This is a genomic window from Tahibacter sp. (genome assembly GCF_032229445.1).
Lineage (GTDB): Bacteria > Pseudomonadota > Gammaproteobacteria > Xanthomonadales > Rhodanobacteraceae > Tahibacter.
In genome coordinates this window covers 20,774-36,728 of the sequence record NZ_JAVTWC010000028.1, presented here as the reverse complement: position 1 = coordinate 36,728, position 15,955 = coordinate 20,774, and the positions used below count along the sequence as shown (strand labels likewise).

Genomic DNA, 15,955 nt, shown 5'->3' with positions numbered 1-15,955 from the left:
CCGCCCCACGGCGTAATCACGTTCGTCGCGGTTTTACGAAAGAGTCTCTTGCAAGGCGGATAACACCTTGCGCGCTCGGAACTCCCTTTCCTGGTCCATGCCACGCACCCTCCCGGCGCGCCGAAGGCGTGCCGATTGGAATCCATCATGTTGCGGAACCAGGGGAACAACACTCACTGGGGCAATGCGCTGGTGCGGCATGAACTCGGCGACGTCACCGTCACCTACCAGCATGTCACCAACGCCGGCGGCGGCGGCGGTCTGGGCAGGAACGTCAACGTGTCGTACCAGGCCACCGACCGCCTGGGCTCGCCCCTGGGCATGATGGATCGCGAACAGTATTTCCGTCAGCGCGCGGACAACGGCACGTTTCTCGATACGCGCCGTTCGTTCGATGCGTTCGGACAGACCCGGGAAAGCGACTTCCGCGCGCGTACCGGTAACGCGCAGGGCCAGAAACCCTACACCGGCCAGCTCAACCTCACGCCGAAAAAATTCCTATCCCGGTATCCATATGGTCCGCACTCACGGCCCCACCCGATAAGGAACGCCAGTGAATATCGATGAATTGCTGGATGTATTGGTCAGCGCAAACCTGTGCCGGCGGGAAGAGATTAGAGGCTGCTCAGTACAGGAAGTCGCCGATCTTGAAGCGTCTGTCGGACTCGTTCTGCCGGCGCGCTACCGCGAGTTCCTGCTGCTCGCCGGAAAGGGGGCTGGCGAGTTCTACGTCGGGACCGATTTCTTCGTTCCGCAGATCCTCGGGCTCAATGACGACGCTGCCGAATTGCTTGCCGAGAACAACGAAGGTTTCGCGCTACCTGACGATGCGTTCGTGTTTCTGATGCATCAGGGGTATCAGTTCAACTACTTTCGGGCGGGCGAAGGGGATGATCCGCCGGTGTACTACTACCACGAGGCGAGAGGAGCGCCTGTGCAGACGATGCCCTGCTTCAGCGCATTTCTGTTGGATGCGATCGAATGGCACCAGAGGATGGCAGCACGCAGGTTGGGTGGCCAAAGCTAACCGTGATGTGCTCTTTACGCGGTCCTGGGGGCGAGCCAGAGGACGATCGCCGAGCCGTGGGTTTGCGGCTCGGCCACTTCGTGGACGAAGACAGCGGCGGCTCTTGGAATTTTCCGAAGCCGCTGCCCTGACGGTGGCTACAGAAGTGTCGCGGCTTGGATACCGACGCGTGTCGAACTCGTCATTGCGGCACTGTCGGCACTCCTGCGCGCAATTCCGTACCACCTATCCGGGCGTCGAGCTGATAATCACTCATCGGCCTTTCTGTGATGGCGGTCCGTGAGTGGATGCGTCCTGGTTGTCGTGTGAATGTCGCTTCCTGGCATGGTTTCTTTGTCGCGTGCGACGAAGTCGCGAGCATTCTGCGGCGCAACGATCGCTATCCGATCCATGCCAGGTGGGTGGTAAGCGTGGGGGAAAACCAGCATGAGAAGTGAGGAAATATCGCGCGAGCTCATAGCGGGCGGAGTATCGATTCCCGAACAGGTTCTTGCTTTCAGCGATGCGGAGGTGGATGCGCTGGAACGCGCTGCGGGTGTTCACTTTCCGGCAGCCTACCGGGAATTTCTGCTTGCCGTCGGCAAGCGGGCGCGCGGCTACTTCGATGGAACGCGCATCTTCGGCACGCAGATCGCCGAACTGAATGAGGCTGCTGCGGCGCTGCTGCGGGAAAACGAAGAGACGTTCGCGCTACCTGCGGATGCCTTCGTATTCTCGATGCACCAGGGCTATCAGTTTCACTATTTCCGCGCGTCGGACGGGGACGATCCGCCCGTTTATTTCTACAGCGAGGGATGCGGGCCGCCGGAACAGGTGTTCGCGTCGTTCAGCGAGTTCGTGCGCGAGTCGATACGCTGGCATATCGAAAGCGAAGCCGACCGCCGTATGGCGGAGGGCTAAGTTATGCGGCTTCGCACCGATGGGCGGTTTCATCGCCGCAAGCCTTGTGAACAGTGACTAGATCGGAGGCAGCAGGCTGACACCGGGCACCAGCCACAGCGACACGCCCGCGAGCGCGCTGCCGATCACGCCCGCGGCCAGCACGTCGCTCGGGAAATGCAGGCCCAGCACCACGCGTGACGCGGCGACGAGCAGCGTGAAGGGCACGAGTATCAGCGCGAGCGTCGGGAAGTAGGCGATCGCGACGAGGCTGAAGCTCACCGCATGCAAGGTATGGCCGGACGGAAAACTGAATTCGTCCAAAGGTGGGATATGCGCCACGATGCCCCGGTGTGCGCGGTAGGGGCGCGGGCGGCGCGTGTGCTTCTTGAGGCTGCGGTACAGCAGCAGCGCGATCGTGCCGACGACGGCCATGTGCAGCGCGGCCTGCGCGCCGCGGCTGCCGCCGAGCACGGCCAGCGCAGCCATCAGCGAATACCAGAACACGCCGTCGCCGGCGCGGCTGACCAGACGGAAGAAGGTCACGATGGCGCGGCGCGCGCCCCAGCGGTTGGCGGCCAGGCACAGGCGCCATTCGCCACTGCGGACTTCGAGGCGATTCCAGCGTTCGATTGCGTTCATGCGGCGCTCCCCGGTGTGGTGATTCAGTAGTTCATCGAACGAATTCGGCGTCTTTCGCGCCGATCCGTCGTCGCGCCCAGTCGCGTGAATGCGGTACCTCTCCTCGCCGCGCCGTGGTTCGGCGCGAAATCCATCCGAGTTCCTTGTTCAACGAACTCCCGAGTCACCCCCTAGTGAGGCGAGCAGTTCGGCGAAGTGGTCGGTGACGGACTGCGGGCTGAGGCTCAGCACGGCCTGGCGGCCGGCCTGGGCGTATCGCCGGCGCAGTTCCGCGTCGCCGGCGAGTTCGACGGCGGCGGCGACGAAGGCGTCGTCGTCGCCGCAGGCGATGCGCCGGCCGTCGACACGATCGGTCATGTGTTCGCGTGCGGCGCCGTAGTCGAATGCGACGGTCGCCACGCCGCTGGCCATGGCTTCGAGCGTCACGTTGCCGAAGGTTTCGCTCAGGGAACCAAACACGAACAGGTCGCTGCTCGCGAAGTGCGCGGCCAGTTCCTCGCCGCGCAGGCTGCCGCAGAAGATGAAGTCCGGGTGTGCACGCGCCAGCTCTGCGCGCGCCGGTCCGTCGCCGATCCAGACATAGCGCGCATTGGGTTGGACCCGTTGCAGGGCGCGGAAGGCGCGCACGTTCAGATCGAGGTTCTTTTCCGGCGCGATGCGGCCGACATAGACCACGACGAGTTCGTCCGCAGTCAGGCCCCAGCGCAGGCGCAGTGCGTCGCACCGCCGCGCCGGATCGAACAACTGGGTGTCGACGGCGCGACGCAACAGGCGCACGGCGCCGAAGCCGCGATCGCGCAGGAAATCGGCCAGCTCCTGCGTCGGCACCAGCGTGGCTGCGGAGTGGGCGTGGAAATGGCGCAGCCAGGCGAACACCAGCGGCGTGAGCCAGCCCAGACCGTAGAAACGCACGAAATCATCGAAACGCGTATGGAAGCCCGTGCTCGCGGCGATGCCCAGGCGTCGCGCCGCGCGCAGCGCGGAATGGCCGAGCGGGCCTTCGGTCGCAACGTAGATCGCATCGGGACGCTGCCGGCGCCACAGGCGCTCGAGCCGGCGTCGCGCCGGCCAGCCGAAGCGCAGGCCCGGATAGCGCGGAATGGCGGCACCGCGGACCTGGACCTCCTCGGCGAGGTCGGCATCGGCCAGCAGCGGGTCGGCAAGGTGAGCGTCGATCGCGGCCTCGGGCTGGCGCGGGCGGATCAGCTGCACGGCGTGGCCGCGGCCGCGCAGCCCCTGCGCCAGCGCCTGGACAGTCAGGGCGACGCCGTTGATCTCGGGAGGATAGGTTTCGGTAACGATCGCGATGCGCATGGCGCCGGACTCCGGGTGCGCATCGGCCCCTCGCGATCGGGCACGGCGTCACCGCCCTGTGGTTTGGCGCATGCTGCGGGCCGGCGATGGCGTGCCCATTGCCGCGGCGTGACGCGGCCATGACAGTGCCGGGCCTGTAACATGACTGTCATATTCAGCTCCTAGCGTGCGTGAATGCCCGTTCCGGCCCCTGCGTCGTCCGTGACTCCGCTCGCCGCTCGCTTTGCGCAGCGCGCCGGCGTGCGTGCGCGTCGTGAGCGAGGACTGCGCGTGAGCCTCGGAATCGCGGCGGCGTTGCTGGCCCTGCTCGCCGTCGCGATGCCGGCCTTTCTGCTCGCGTCGGCGCGATTGACGCCGGGTTGGCAGGACATCGTGCTGCCGCTGCTGGCCGGCAGCTTCAAGGCGGCTGTCTATGCCGTGCTCGTGGCGCTGCCGCTGGGACTCGGCGCGGCGATATGGTGCGCGCGCTTCGCGCCGCCGGCCTGGCGCGCCTTGCTCAAGCCGCTGTTCGAACTGTTCGAGGCCGTACCCGCCGTCGTGCTGGGCCTGATCGCGGCATTGTTGCTGGCGCCGTGGCTGGCGCGGCATGTACTCGCGTTCGCGATCTTCCTCAGCGTGCTCGCGCCGATGCTCGCCATTGCCGGATTGACCTGGCAGCGCGTCGCGCCGCTGCGCTGGCAGCGGCGCTGGGCGGGACGCGAGGTGTGGCTGATGCTGCCACCGCTGCTGCTGACGTGCGCATTCGCGCTGTGGGCGGGCGATCAGTTCGCGGACGCTGGCCTCGCCGCGTTGCTGCAGCCGCAGACGCCGTGGAACGGCCTGGTGATCGGGCTGATGCTGGGGCTCGCGGTGATGCCGACGGTCTTCAGCCTGTCCGAGGACGCGCTGTTCGCCGTGCCGGCCGATCTGGCCCTCGGCGCGCAGGCGCTCGGGGCGACGCGCTGGCAGGCGCTACGGCGGCTGCTGCTGCCGGTAGCAGCTCCCGGCATCGTCGCGGCGCTGCTGCTCGGATTCAGTCGGGCGCTGGGCGAAACCATGATCGTGCTCATGGCCAGCGGCAATACGCCGCTGCTCGATGCCTCGCCGTTGACTGGCCTGCGCTCGATCGCGGCGAACCTGGCGCTCGAGGCCCCGGAAGCCGCGCCCGGCAGTGCGCACTACGGCCTGCTGCTGCTCTCCGCACTGCTGCTGTTCGGCCTGTGCCTGCTGTTGAACGCGATGGCGGAAACCGTGCGCGGACGTTTGCGTCGCCGGCTGGTGGGACTCTAGCCATGGCCGCTTTCGCATCGCTCCCGCGCGGTGTCCCGCGGCGCGGTGACATGGGTCTCTGGCTCGCGGCTGGCGCGGTGGGACTGAGCCTGCTCGCGCTCGTCGCCCTGCTGGCCGTGCTGCTGCAGCAGACGCTGCGCGCTTTCGCGCCGGCGCCTGTGGCCGAACTGCGTTGGAACAGAGGTGGGACCGAGCACACGCTCATCGCCGCTGTCGTCGAGCAGGATGCGCGTGCGCTCATCGTGCGCGGCAGCGAATGGCTGCGGCGCGGCACGGAGTACCGGCGCATCGCGCGTGCCGACCTGTCTCAACTGGACTGGCCGGCCGATGCCGTCACGCTGCACCTGCGCGACGGCCGCGAGCTCCATCTGCGCGGCGACGCTGCCACATGGCGGATCACGCCTCTGCCAGCGTTGCCGCAAAGCCTGCCGGGGTACGCGCTTGCGCCCGCGGACATCGACGACGTTGTCGCAGCCAACCGGCTCACGCCCGCGCAGACGATCGGTCTCGTACTGCAGCGCGGCTGGCGTTTCGTCGCCGGTGCGTCGGGCGGCGGCGTGTACCCGGCGCTGGTCGGCACTGTCCTGCTGGTGCTGTTGATGAGCGTCCTCGTGATGCCGCTCGGCGTGCTGCTCGCGCTGTGGCTGCACGAATACGCCGGCAGCGGCCGGATTGCGCGCCTGCTGCGAGCGGCGATGGCCAATCTCGCCGGCGTGCCGGCGGTGATCTACGGCCTGTTCGGGCTCGTGCTGTTCGTCAACGGCGTCGGCGGCGGCCTCGATGGGTTGCTGCAGTCGGATGTGCCGCGCTGGGGCAGTGGCGGGCTGCTCTGGTCGTCGCTGACGCTGGCCCTGCTGACCTTGCCCGTGGTCGTGATCGCGACCGAGGAAGGGCTCGCGCGCGTGCCCGCGTCGCTGCGCCAGGCGGCGCTCGCGCTCGGCGCGACGCGGGCAGAAATGCTCTGGCGTGTCGTGCTGCCCGTCGCGCGGCCGGCGCTGCTGACGGCGTTGATCCTCGCCGTCGCGCGTGCCGCGGGTGAAGTCGCGCCGCTGATGCTCGTCGGCGCAGTCAGATACGCGCCGGTGTTGCCGCTGGACGGCGAGTTTCCCTACCTGCATGTGTCGCGGCAGTTCATGCATCTGGGCCAGAGCGTCTACGATCTCGCCCTGGCCGGCAGCGATGTGGTGCGTGATCCTGCCCAGGCCCACGCAGCCGCGCTGCTGTTGCTGGTCGTCGTGGTCGGTCTCAATGCGGCGGCCATCGTGGTGCGCAACCATCTGCGCGAGCGGGCGCGGGAGCTGGCGGTATGAGCGTCGTCGACGGTGTGCCGGCGATGCCGCCGGGGCTGCTCGACGGGCTCGATCTTGCGCTCGAGGCGCAGGGCCTGAGTCTCGAGTACGCCCAGCGCCGTGCGCTCGACGCGGTGCACCTGCAGGTGCCGCGCCAGCGCGTCACTGCGCTGATCGGTTCGTCGGGCTGCGGCAAGTCGAGCCTGCTGCGCTGCTTCAACCGGCTCAACGACGAGATCGCCGGCTGTCGTGTACGCGGCACTGTCCGTGTGCTCGGTCTCGACGCCTATGCCGACACGACGTCGCTGCCGGACCTGCGTCGCCGCGTCGGCATGGTGTTCCAGAAGCCCAATCCGTTTCCGCAGTCCGTCGCAGAGAACGTCGCATTCGGCTTGCGTCTGGCCGGTATTCGCTCACGCCTTGAACTGGACGACCGCGTCGAGGCGGCATTGCGTGCTGCCTCGCTGTGGGACGAGGTGCGCGACCGCCTCGGCGACAACGCGCTGGCCCTGTCGGCGGGCCAGCAGCAGCGCCTGGTGATTGCGCGCGCGCTGGCCGTGGAGCCTGAGGTACTGTTGATGGACGAACCTGCCTCGATGCTGGATCCGATCTCGACCCTGCGCTTCGAGGAACTCGTCGTCGCGCTGCGCGAGCGCTACAGCGTGCTGCTGGTCACCCACAATATGCAGCAGGCCGCGCGCGTGGCCGACTACACCGCCTTCATGCAGGCCGGCCGGCTGCTCGAATTCGACACCACCGACCGTATCTTCACCAACCCCCGCCTGCGCGGCACCGAGGACTACATTACTGGCAGGATGCGCGAGAGTGGAGGACAGTAGCCTGTACAGTCCGCCTGTCGTTGCCAAAAGCGCGTTGGCGTGCTCCCGCGTCACTACCCCGTCATGTTTTCCTGTCCAGATACGCCACCGCTCACACTGATACGACTATACAAATGGATCGTTTGCACCTAGGTCAGCACATTTCCCAGCAGTTCAACAGCGAGCTGGCGGCGCTCACGCGGCAGGTGCTGGCCATGGGCGGGCTGGTCGAGGCGCAGCTCGCCACCGCGCTCGAGGCACTGGCCGCGCGCGACCTGCGCCAGGTCGCCCACGTCGTGGCGCGCGAGGACGAGGTCAACGCGGCGGAGCTGGAGATCGACGCGCGCTGCACCCAGATCCTCGCGCGGCGCCAGCCGGCGGCCTCGGACCTGCGCCTGGTGCTGGCGGTGGTGCGCATGGTGGCAAACCTGGAACGCATCGGCGACGAGGCCGAGCGCATCGCGCGTATCGCCGAGAAGCTCGGCAGCGTCGAACTCGCCGAGCACTACGGTCTCAAGCTCGCGCAGATGGGCAGCCTCGTGCGCGACCAGTTGCGCGGCACGCTCGACACCTTCGCGCGCCTGGACGAGACGCGGGCATTGGAACGCCTGCGTCGCGACCGCGAGGTCGACGTGCTGTACAAGGAACTCACGCGCCTGCTGATCGACCTCATGCAGCGCGAGTCGGACCGCGTGCCCGAGGCGCTGGAAATGCTCTGGTGCGCGCGCGCGCTGGAACGCATCGGCGACCGCTGCAAGAACATCTGCGAGCAGGTGATCTATATGGTGCGTGGCCAGGACGTGCGTCATACCGGCCTGTCGCGCAGCGTCGCGCCGCTGCCCGAGGCGAATTCGTAAGACGAGCATTACATCAGGTCCGTGTGCCGGCGGTTGCCGTTACGCGTGGGCGTACGGATCGGCAATGCCCAGTCCAGCCAGTGCTCTGCGCTCCAGCGCCTCCATGCGTTCGGCATCCGCATCGATCAGATGGTCGTGGCCGAGCAGGTGCAATACGCCGTGTACGGTCATGTGCGCATAGTGGTGGCGCAGCGGTTTGCCTTGTTCGGCCGCTTCGCGCGCGATCACCGGTGCGCAGATGATCAGGTCGCCGAGCAGCGGCAGGCGCACGCCGGGCGGCAGGTCCGCAGGAAACGACAGCACGTTCGTCGCATAGTCGCGTTCGCGATAGTGCCGGTTGAGTTCGCGGCCTTCGGCTGCGTCGACGAGATGGATCGACAGCTCGCTCGCGCGACGGCGCCTCGCAATGGCGAGTGCCGCGGCGGCCCACTGCCGGAAGCTGTCCGCCCGGGGGATTCCGGCGGCGGAGAGCCCGCGCGCGCGGCTCAGGTGTACGTCGAGCCGCATCAGCGCTCGAAATCGTCGGCGAACAGTACGGCGGCGCAGGCCGGCACGAAGCTGACGCGGTTGGCACTGACTTCGGGAATGGCGATCTCGCCGCTGCGGTCGCCGAAATCGATGTCGGCCGGATTCGACAACGCCGGGCCTTCGGTAATCGGTGTCGAGGTCAGGCTGAACGGCGGTTCGAAGCGGCGCAGGCAGCCACCGCCGCCGGGACAGCTCCACGCGGCGATGTGGATGAAGCCGTTGCAGTCGAGCGCGATGCCGTCGATGTTGCTGTAGCCGGTCACGTTGATCAGCGTGGTCGGCGCGGTGTTTGCGGCGATGTCGTAGCTGAGCACGCGCGCCGTGCCCCAGGTCGCGATCAGCAGGCGGTTGTTGGCCTTGTCGTAGATGACGCCGTTGGGTGTCGGCGTCAGCGTCTGCAGCGGCGTCTGCACCGGATTGGCGAGATCGCTGACGTCGACCTTGAGCAGGCGCTTGGCGCTGAAGTCGGTGATGTAGAGCGTGCTGTTGCCGTCGGACGTTATGCCGTTGAGAAAGCTCGCATTCGTGATCGCGAGGTTCAGTACCGGTGCGGCGGTATCGACGTCGTAGCCGCGCAGGAAGCCGGAGTCGAGCACGTAGACCACGCCGCGCAGGAACTCGATGCCATAGGGGGAATTCGGCGCTGCCGTGAACACGCTGAGCGTACCGTCCGGCGCGCGCCACAGCACATTGCCGCCCGCGGTGTTGCTGACCAGCAGGCGTCCGGAGCGCGGATGGAACTCGACGCTCTCGGGGCTGTTGAGCACCTGCGCCTGCAGCGATGACGCAGCGCAGGCAAGCAGCAGGCCGGTCAGGATGGTTTTCATGCGTTGCCCCCGGGGTTTCTGCCCGCTTCGAAGGATTCGTAGGCCCGCACGATCTTCTGCACCAGCGGATGGCGCACGACGTCGTGCGCAGTGAAGAAGGTGAAGCTGATGCCGGACACGTCGCGCAGCACTTCGATCGCGTCGCGCAGGCCCGAGCGCACCTGCTTGGGCAGGTCGACCTGGGTCACGTCGCCGGTGATCACGGCGACCGAGCCGAAGCCGATGCGGGTCAGGAACATCTTCATCTGCTCGACCGTGGTGTTCTGCGCTTCGTCGAGGATCACGAACGAATCGTTGAGCGTGCGGCCGCGCATGTAGGCCAGCGGTGCGATCTCGATCACGTTGCGTTCGATGAGTTTCGCGACTTTTTCAAAACCCAGCATTTCATACAAGGCGTCATAGAGTGGGCGCAGGTAGGGATCGACCTTCTGGGTCAGGTCACCGGGCAGGAAGCCGAGCTTCTCGCCGGCTTCGACCGCGGGGCGCACGAGGATGATGCGCTGCACGCGATTGTCCTCGAGTGAGTCGACGGCGCTGGCGACCGCGAGATAGGTCTTGCCGGTGCCGGCCGGGCCGATGCCGAAGTTGATGTCGTGAACCGCAATGGCGTGCAGGTAGCGCGCCTGATTCGGGCCGCGGCCCTTGATCGTGCCGCGCTTTACGCGGATGACGACGTCCTGCGCCGTTGCCGTGGAATCGGCGAGGGCGGTGACGCTGGATTCCTGCAGGTACAGGTTGATGCGGTGTGCGTCGAGCACTTCGGTCTCGCTCGCCGCGTGCAATTGCTGCAGCAATCGCACAGCGATATCGACTGCGCGCTCTTCGCCGTCGATGCGGAACACGTTGCCGCGGTTGGCGATGCTGACACCGAGGCGCAGCTCGATCTGGCGCAGGTGTTCGTCGAACGGTCCGGCCAGGTTGGCGAGGCGTTCGGTGTCGTCGGGTTCGAGCGCGAATTCGCGATGGGTCGTAGGCATAGGGGCGGCAGGGTAGCGCTTGCCCTGCCGCCTTGCCAGCGTTCAGCCGCCGAGCATGTCGGCGAAGATCGTGTCGGAGGCGAACTCGCTGCTGTTGCCGTCAGCGTCGGTGGCCAGCAGCATGAATGGCGCGCCCTGCAGCGTGCTCGCCGGAAAGCTGGCCGTCGCGCTGCTCTGCGCCTGCGCCTGCGTATAGCTGTCGATCTGCAGGCTGCCGCCGCCCGTGCCGCGGCCGACGCTGATGCGCAGCGGCCAGGCCGCGTTCGCCGCGGCGGTGTCGACACGATAGGTCAGCGTGATCGTGCTGCCGCCGTTGCTGTAGGCGACGTTCTCGATGACAGGCACGTTTTGCAGCCGGTTGCTGCCTTCGTCCGCGTCGCCAGCATCATTGGGCGTGGGGCCGTCGAGAACCGAACCTCCATTGCCGGCCAGATCGATGGGCAGTCCGCGATTGCCGATGAAACGATTGCCTCCGGCGTCGACGCGACGACAGTGCACGACGCCGATGCCGGCACCGGCGTTGAACGCGATCCGGTTCGCCGCGGCCGGCGTATCGCCGCCGATCGTGAGGGCGCAGTTGCCGCTGCCGAAAATGCGTACGGCTGCTTGCAGCGGACCGCCGCCGCTGTTGCCCAGCGGCCGCGTGCCCGACGCATCCGTACCGATATAGTTGCCCTCGATGCGCGTGCCATCGAATGCGCCGTTCGCGCCGCCGTCCAAGTTGATGGCACCCAGCGGGTTGCCGGAAATCACATTGCGCGCGGCGGGAACGTCGCCGCCGATGCGCGCGTTGGTGACGAATGCCGAGGACTGGATCGCCGCGAAGCTCGTATGCGGGATCGCCAGCGTGCCGCTGAAATCGGTGCCGATCAGGTTGCCCTGGACCACGAGTCCGTCGATCGGCCGCTGCAGCACGATGCCTCCGAACAGGCCGCTGATGAGGTTGCGCGCGGCGGGTGTCGTGCCGCCGATCACATAGGGTCCGTCGCCGAAGGTAACGATGCCGTAGCCACGTCCCGCACTGCCTGACACGGCGGCGACGCTGCCGCGGATGTCGGTGCCGAGAAAGCAACCCTCGATGCGATGGCCCGCCGAGCCGCCGAGCTGAATCTGTCGGGCAAAGCGGCTGATCGCCAGGCCGCGAAACGTGCTCGCCGCCTGGGCGGGGAAATTCAGCGAAATCTCGAGCCCGTTCTGCTGCGGGCCGGATGCCGTGCCGGGCACGAGTTCGATCGCCAGCAGCGCATCCAGTCCGCCCTGGTCTGGCGTCTGCGTGTTCTCCAGCGCGCCGGGCTGGGTGTAGCCGTCGATCACGACCGGATTCTCGATCGAGGGAAGCGCGGTTGCGCCGACCGCGATGCGCCAATGTCCGGTCGGCGCCTGGTAGCTCGGGTCGCTGGTCGGAATCGCGAACTCGATGCGGTCCTCGACCGAGGTCTGGTTCGCGCGCTCCAGGGCGCCACGCAGGGAACAGTCGTCGGCAATGTCCGGCAGGCAGGCGGCCAGCGCGGTGTCGATGCCGGTGTCGACGACGAAGGTCGCGGCGAGGGCGTTGCCCGCGCTGACCAGAGCGAGGAGTGCGAGCAGCAATGACGTTGATGGCATGGTGATTCCGAAAAGAATGAACAGAAGAGCGGTCGTGCCCCTTGCGACGACCCATCCCGGCATACGCCGCGCCCCTGCGAAACCTGACACCCCGCGCCGACATGGCCGGGATCGCGAGAGGCCGAAAGCGCCGGCTGCGTCTGGTTCCTGGAGAGGCCCGCCGCGTTACCGTCGGCGGCGTGAAATAGGGAGAGACTGCGATGCGATGGCGTGGAAGGGTGGTGATCGGCGTGTTGCTGCTGTCGGTCTGCGGTACGGCGCTGTCTCGCTACGTGCCCGTCAGCGACGTGGCGGGCCTGCGGGCGGCACTGCAGAACGCGATGCCCGGCGATGACATCGTGCTGGCGGCCGGCACCTACGCCGTCGACTCGAATCTCGACTGCAGCGTCGTCGGCACGGCGGCGGCACCGATCCGCGTACGCGCCGCGACGCCACGCAGCGTGCTGCTACGCTTCGGCAGCGGACTCGTCGAAGGATTCAAGGTCAGCGCAGCGCACTGGCAGTTCGAAGGACTCGATGTCGAAGGCGCCTGCGCGACCGATTCCAATTGCGAGCATGCCTTCCACGTCTTCGGCAACGCGGAGTTCCTGCTGCTGCGCGACAACGTGCTGCGCGACTTCAACGCGCAGATCAAGAGCAATGGCGTGTCGGTCAGCGGCAGCTACGTCTACCCCGACGACGTAGTCATCGAATACAACCTGTTCTACGACAGGCGGGCGCGCAATACCGCCAATCCCGTGACCAAGATCGACGTGGTCGGCGGCCGGCGCTGGACCGTGCGCGGCAACACGATTCGCGATTACCAGAAGCTCGGCGGCGACGGCGTCAGCTACGCCGCCTTCCTCAAGGGCAATTCGCGCGACGGCGTGTTCGAACGCAACCTCGTGCGGTGCAGCCAGCTGTTCAGCGGCGGGACACGGCTCGGCCTGTCGCTGGGCGGTGGGGGCACCGGGCCGGATTCGATCTGCGAGGACGGCACCTGCACGCCGGAACACCAGAACGGTCTGCTGCGCAATAACCTCGTGCTGTCGTGCAACGACGTCGGCATCTATCTCAACCGCGCGGCGAACACGCGCATCCAGCACAACACGCTGTACGCGACCAGCGGCATCGACGTGCGCTATGCGGAATCCACGGCCGAGATCCGCAACAACCTGCTGAGCAGCGGCATCAACCTGCGCAACGGCGGCACCAGCAGCAACGCGGGCAACCTGCTCAACGTGAGCCTGGCCAGCTTCACCGCGTGGTTCCAGGCGCCGGCGGCGGCGGACTTTCGTCTGCGCGACGGCACGAGTGTCGTGAATCTCGGCGTCACCGCGGCGCAGACCACGGACGACTATTGCGCCAACCGGCGCAACGACGGTCTGCCGGACATCGGAGCGCTCGAATACGACGCGCAGCATCGCTGCCTTACCGACAGCGGCGGTGGTGCGCCGCTGCGGTTGTTCGCCGATGGGTTCGACGGGTGAGATTTGCCGCGCGAGGAGCGCCGCCGGACGTCGGGCGTCACGGCGGCGCGTGACGCTGCAGATCAGAAGCGGAACTCGGTATTGACGCTGAGCGCGTCCGCATCGAAGTCCAGGCCGCTCTTGCCGGCACGATAGTGATCGTAGTTCAGGCCTACGCCGAAGCGTTCGCTGACGTCGTAGCCGACGCCGACGCCGGCATACCAGTCGCTGCCGCTGAATTCGGCGTTCTGCGCGACACCGACAAGGTCCATGTCGGCCTTCCAGTGAAACAGGCCGGCGCGGGCCGACAGATACCAGTTCGGGTTGAGGTTGAAATGGCCGTTGGCGCCGACCGTCCAGCCGGAAAGGTCGATGCCCGAATGCAGCCCGCTGCTGCCGCCTCCGGGCGTGCCGATATAGGCATAGCCGTGGTCGAGCGAACCCAGGTCGGTATAGCCGCCCTCCAGTCCGAAGGCGCCCCAGCGATAGCCGCCGTTGATGCCGAGGGCGACGTCCTTGCCGGAGCCGTCGAAGTCGGAACGGCCGTAGCGGCCGTCGACGAAGAAACCATCGGCGCGTGCCGCGGAAGGAGCGCCGGCCAGCGCGGCGACGGCCACGGCCAACGCAGTCATGATCATCTTGTTCATCGCGTTTCCTATTTTTCCAGTCAGGGAAATTCAACCTCGGCGGGGTGTGCTCCCGCTTGAGGCTGCGCGACTATCGGAGAAACGGGCTGAACCGGACGGGGCACGAAGTCTGAATCGTTGGGCCGGTATTCATGCGGCCGGCCCTGTCGTGTGACGCGTTTGCGGAGGCTTTCTGCGTGCACGCTTCGCAGGGTGCGCAACGTCTGCGTGCGGTGATCGATCGCACCGCCGCGACCGGCAGTGGGCTTCCCGGTCCACCTACTGGAACCCGTTCGCGAAGATCGCATCCGCGCGGCGCTCGTCGGCGCCTATGTCATAAGGCGCGCTGCGCGGCTGCCGGTCGATGTCATCGGTCACCTGGACCAGCGTCTGGCCCGCATCGATCGCCGGGCTGCCGGCCGGCAGATGGCCGTCGGCGCTCAGGCTCAGCGCGGTCTCGAAACTGTGGCTGTCGGCATTCAGCGCGGCGCGCCATTGCGCCAGCGTGCCGCCGTTGTCGATGGGACTGCCGGGACGGCGGTCGACGAATGTGCAGGCGCCGGCGGTGTCGAAGAACGCGTTGTAGTCGGTGCCCGGATTGCCGCTGAGGCCATTGAGTCCGCCGAGATCCTGGGAATAGCGGATGCCGACGCAGTCGCGCCCGCTCTGGATCACGAGGTTGTTGCGCACGAGCGCGCCGACGTTGGCCGGGCGGCCCGCGTCGGGATCGAAGTCCTGCAGCGTGACGCCGTAGTACAGCGCTGCGTGGCCCGACAGCGCCGCGTTGATGATGGTGTTGTTCGCGACCACGGCATTCTGCGAGGCGTACAGGCCGATGCCTGCGTAGTTGGTGTTGCGAACGATGTTGTTGCGCACGATGCCGCGGATCGCTTCGTAGTAGTTCGGGTTGACCGCGATGTCGAAATACTCGGGGCTCGTGTCGAAGCCGACGAGGATGCCGGCCTCGCCCGCGTTCTCGATACGGTTGCGCTGCACGATCGCGTCCGTCGCGCCACCCTTGAAATAGACGCCGGTCGTGGCGGTGTCGTGAATGTAGTTGTCCTCCACCAGCATGTTCGCCGCATTGACGTTGTCGATGCCTTCGGCGTTCATTTCCTCGGGCGGCGTGCCGGGTGGATAGCCGGCGCCGGAGTTGTAGATCTCGTTGCGGCGGATCGTCGCGTTGTTGCTCTTGGGCGTGATCTTGATGACGTCGCGGCCGCTGCCGTGCAGTTTGGAATCCTCGATGATCACGTTCGACGCGCCCGTGCCGCTGGGATTGCCGGGGCGCTCCCAATCGGTCTGCAGGAACACCGCGTAGTAGTAGCCGCCGCTGATTTCCAGGCGCGACAGACGGCTGCCCGAGGCATCCGGATCAATCTGGATGTAGACCGTGTCCTCGACGTTGATCGGACAGGCGATATGCGCCCATTCACCGGGATGGCTGCGCAAGGTCAGCGGCAGGCGCAGGCGCACCTCGATCTCGTTGTATACATTGTTTCCTGCGGGGCCGCGCAAGGTGACGGTGTCGCCGGGCCCGACGATGCCGTTGGTCGGGTCGACCACGTGGGTGACGGTGCGGAACGGCTGCGCGATCGAACCGGTGCCGGTATTGTCGTTGCCGGTCGTGGAGACAAACCACTCGGCGGCGTGCGCGCCGCTGGCGGCGCAGGCTAGCGCGCAGAGGGCGGCATGGCGTCGGATCGATGACATGGGACGTGCTCCTGGTGGCATGAGAGGCGGCCATCAATGAGGCCGATCTGCGAGGGCTTACGCCGTCGCCGCGCCGGACTGACACGGCGCCCCGAACCGTCGATTCACGCACAGTGCCCCCGCCGACTGCCGAACC

16 protein-coding genes are annotated in these 15,955 nt (G+C 66.9%); 8 read left to right on the top strand and 8 right to left on the bottom strand.

The window, feature by feature from the left end; all coding sequences use genetic code 11:
- Positions 1-147: 147 nt before the first annotated feature.
- From RUU78_RS06435 to RUU78_RS06425, 3 genes are all read left to right on the top strand, one after another.
- Positions 148-567, top strand: a complete 420-nt coding sequence (locus RUU78_RS06435; RefSeq protein WP_313914853.1) for a hypothetical protein — start codon at positions 148-150, stop codon at positions 565-567.
- Positions 554-1,027 (top strand): SMI1/KNR4 family protein, encoded by a 474-nt coding sequence (locus RUU78_RS06430; protein WP_313914851.1) that lies wholly within the window; start codon positions 554-556, stop codon positions 1,025-1,027. The genes RUU78_RS06435 and RUU78_RS06430 overlap by 14 nt, the downstream gene beginning before the upstream one ends.
- Positions 1,028-1,453: 426 nt before the next feature.
- Positions 1,454-1,927, top strand: a complete 474-nt coding sequence (locus RUU78_RS06425; protein ID WP_313914849.1) for an SMI1/KNR4 family protein — start codon at positions 1,454-1,456, stop codon at positions 1,925-1,927.
- A 57-nt stretch (positions 1,928-1,984) separates the two neighbouring features.
- On the opposite strand, the gene RUU78_RS06420 is transcribed toward RUU78_RS06425, so the two are convergent.
- Together RUU78_RS06420 and RUU78_RS06415 are read right to left on the bottom strand one after the other, a co-directional pair.
- Complete coding sequence (locus RUU78_RS06420) at positions 1,985-2,548, bottom strand: phosphatase PAP2 family protein (protein WP_313914847.1); 564 nt, start codon at positions 2,546-2,548, stop codon at positions 1,985-1,987.
- A 147-nt stretch (positions 2,549-2,695) separates the two neighbouring features.
- A complete protein-coding gene (locus RUU78_RS06415; RefSeq protein ID WP_313914845.1) occupies positions 2,696-3,862 on the bottom strand; it encodes a glycosyltransferase family 1 protein in 1,167 nt (388 codons plus the stop codon).
- Positions 3,863-4,132: 270 nt separating this feature from the next.
- On the opposite strand from RUU78_RS06415, the gene RUU78_RS06410 reads away from it, so the two are divergent.
- The 4 genes from RUU78_RS06410 to phoU all read left to right on the top strand — a co-directional run bounded on the left by RUU78_RS06410 (position 4,133) and on the right by phoU (position 8,095).
- On the top strand, positions 4,133-5,131 hold the full coding sequence (locus RUU78_RS06410; protein WP_313914843.1) for an ABC transporter permease subunit: 999 nt from the start codon (positions 4,133-4,135) through the stop codon (positions 5,129-5,131).
- 50 nt (positions 5,132-5,181) lie between these two features.
- A complete protein-coding gene (gene pstA / locus RUU78_RS06405) occupies positions 5,182-6,441 on the top strand; it encodes a phosphate ABC transporter permease PstA (RefSeq protein ID WP_313914842.1) in 1,260 nt (419 codons plus the stop codon).
- Positions 6,438-7,259, top strand: coding sequence for a phosphate ABC transporter ATP-binding protein (locus RUU78_RS06400; RefSeq protein ID WP_313914840.1), 822 nt, complete (start codon positions 6,438-6,440; stop codon positions 7,257-7,259). Before pstA ends, RUU78_RS06400 begins: the two co-directional genes overlap by 4 nt.
- Positions 7,260-7,372: 113 nt before the next feature.
- Positions 7,373-8,095, top strand: a complete 723-nt coding sequence (phoU, locus tag RUU78_RS06395; protein WP_313914838.1) for a phosphate signaling complex protein PhoU — start codon at positions 7,373-7,375, stop codon at positions 8,093-8,095.
- Positions 8,096-8,134: 39 nt separating this feature from the next.
- Here the strand turns inward: phoU and ybeY are convergent, their stop codons facing one another.
- The 4 genes from ybeY to RUU78_RS06375 are packed head-to-tail and all read right to left on the bottom strand — an operon-like array spanning position 8,135 to position 12,032.
- Positions 8,135-8,602, bottom strand: coding sequence for an rRNA maturation RNase YbeY (ybeY, locus tag RUU78_RS06390; RefSeq protein WP_313914836.1), 468 nt, complete (start codon positions 8,600-8,602; stop codon positions 8,135-8,137).
- Positions 8,602-9,450 (bottom strand): hypothetical protein, encoded by an 849-nt coding sequence (locus RUU78_RS06385; RefSeq protein ID WP_313914834.1) that lies wholly within the window; start codon positions 9,448-9,450, stop codon positions 8,602-8,604. Before RUU78_RS06385 ends, ybeY begins: the two co-directional genes overlap by 1 nt.
- Positions 9,447-10,427, bottom strand: coding sequence for a PhoH family protein (locus tag RUU78_RS06380; protein WP_313914832.1), 981 nt, complete (start codon positions 10,425-10,427; stop codon positions 9,447-9,449). The genes RUU78_RS06385 and RUU78_RS06380 overlap by 4 nt, the downstream gene beginning before the upstream one ends.
- A 42-nt stretch (positions 10,428-10,469) precedes the next feature.
- Entirely contained in the window at positions 10,470-12,032 is a 1,563-nt protein-coding gene (locus RUU78_RS06375; protein ID WP_313914830.1) for a hypothetical protein, read from the bottom strand.
- A 221-nt stretch (positions 12,033-12,253) separates the two neighbouring features.
- Between RUU78_RS06375 and RUU78_RS06370 the strand changes: the two genes are divergently transcribed.
- Positions 12,254-13,501, top strand: coding sequence for a right-handed parallel beta-helix repeat-containing protein (locus tag RUU78_RS06370; protein ID WP_313914829.1), 1,248 nt, complete (start codon positions 12,254-12,256; stop codon positions 13,499-13,501).
- 62 nt (positions 13,502-13,563) lie between these two features.
- On the opposite strand, the gene RUU78_RS06365 is transcribed toward RUU78_RS06370, so the two are convergent.
- Both RUU78_RS06365 and RUU78_RS06360 read right to left on the bottom strand, forming a co-directional pair.
- On the bottom strand, positions 13,564-14,127 hold the full coding sequence (locus RUU78_RS06365; RefSeq protein WP_313914827.1) for an outer membrane beta-barrel protein: 564 nt from the start codon (positions 14,125-14,127) through the stop codon (positions 13,564-13,566).
- Positions 14,128-14,385: 258 nt separating this feature from the next.
- Complete coding sequence (locus RUU78_RS06360; protein WP_313914825.1) at positions 14,386-15,819, bottom strand: right-handed parallel beta-helix repeat-containing protein; 1,434 nt, start codon at positions 15,817-15,819, stop codon at positions 14,386-14,388.
- Positions 15,820-15,955 lie beyond the last annotated feature (136 nt).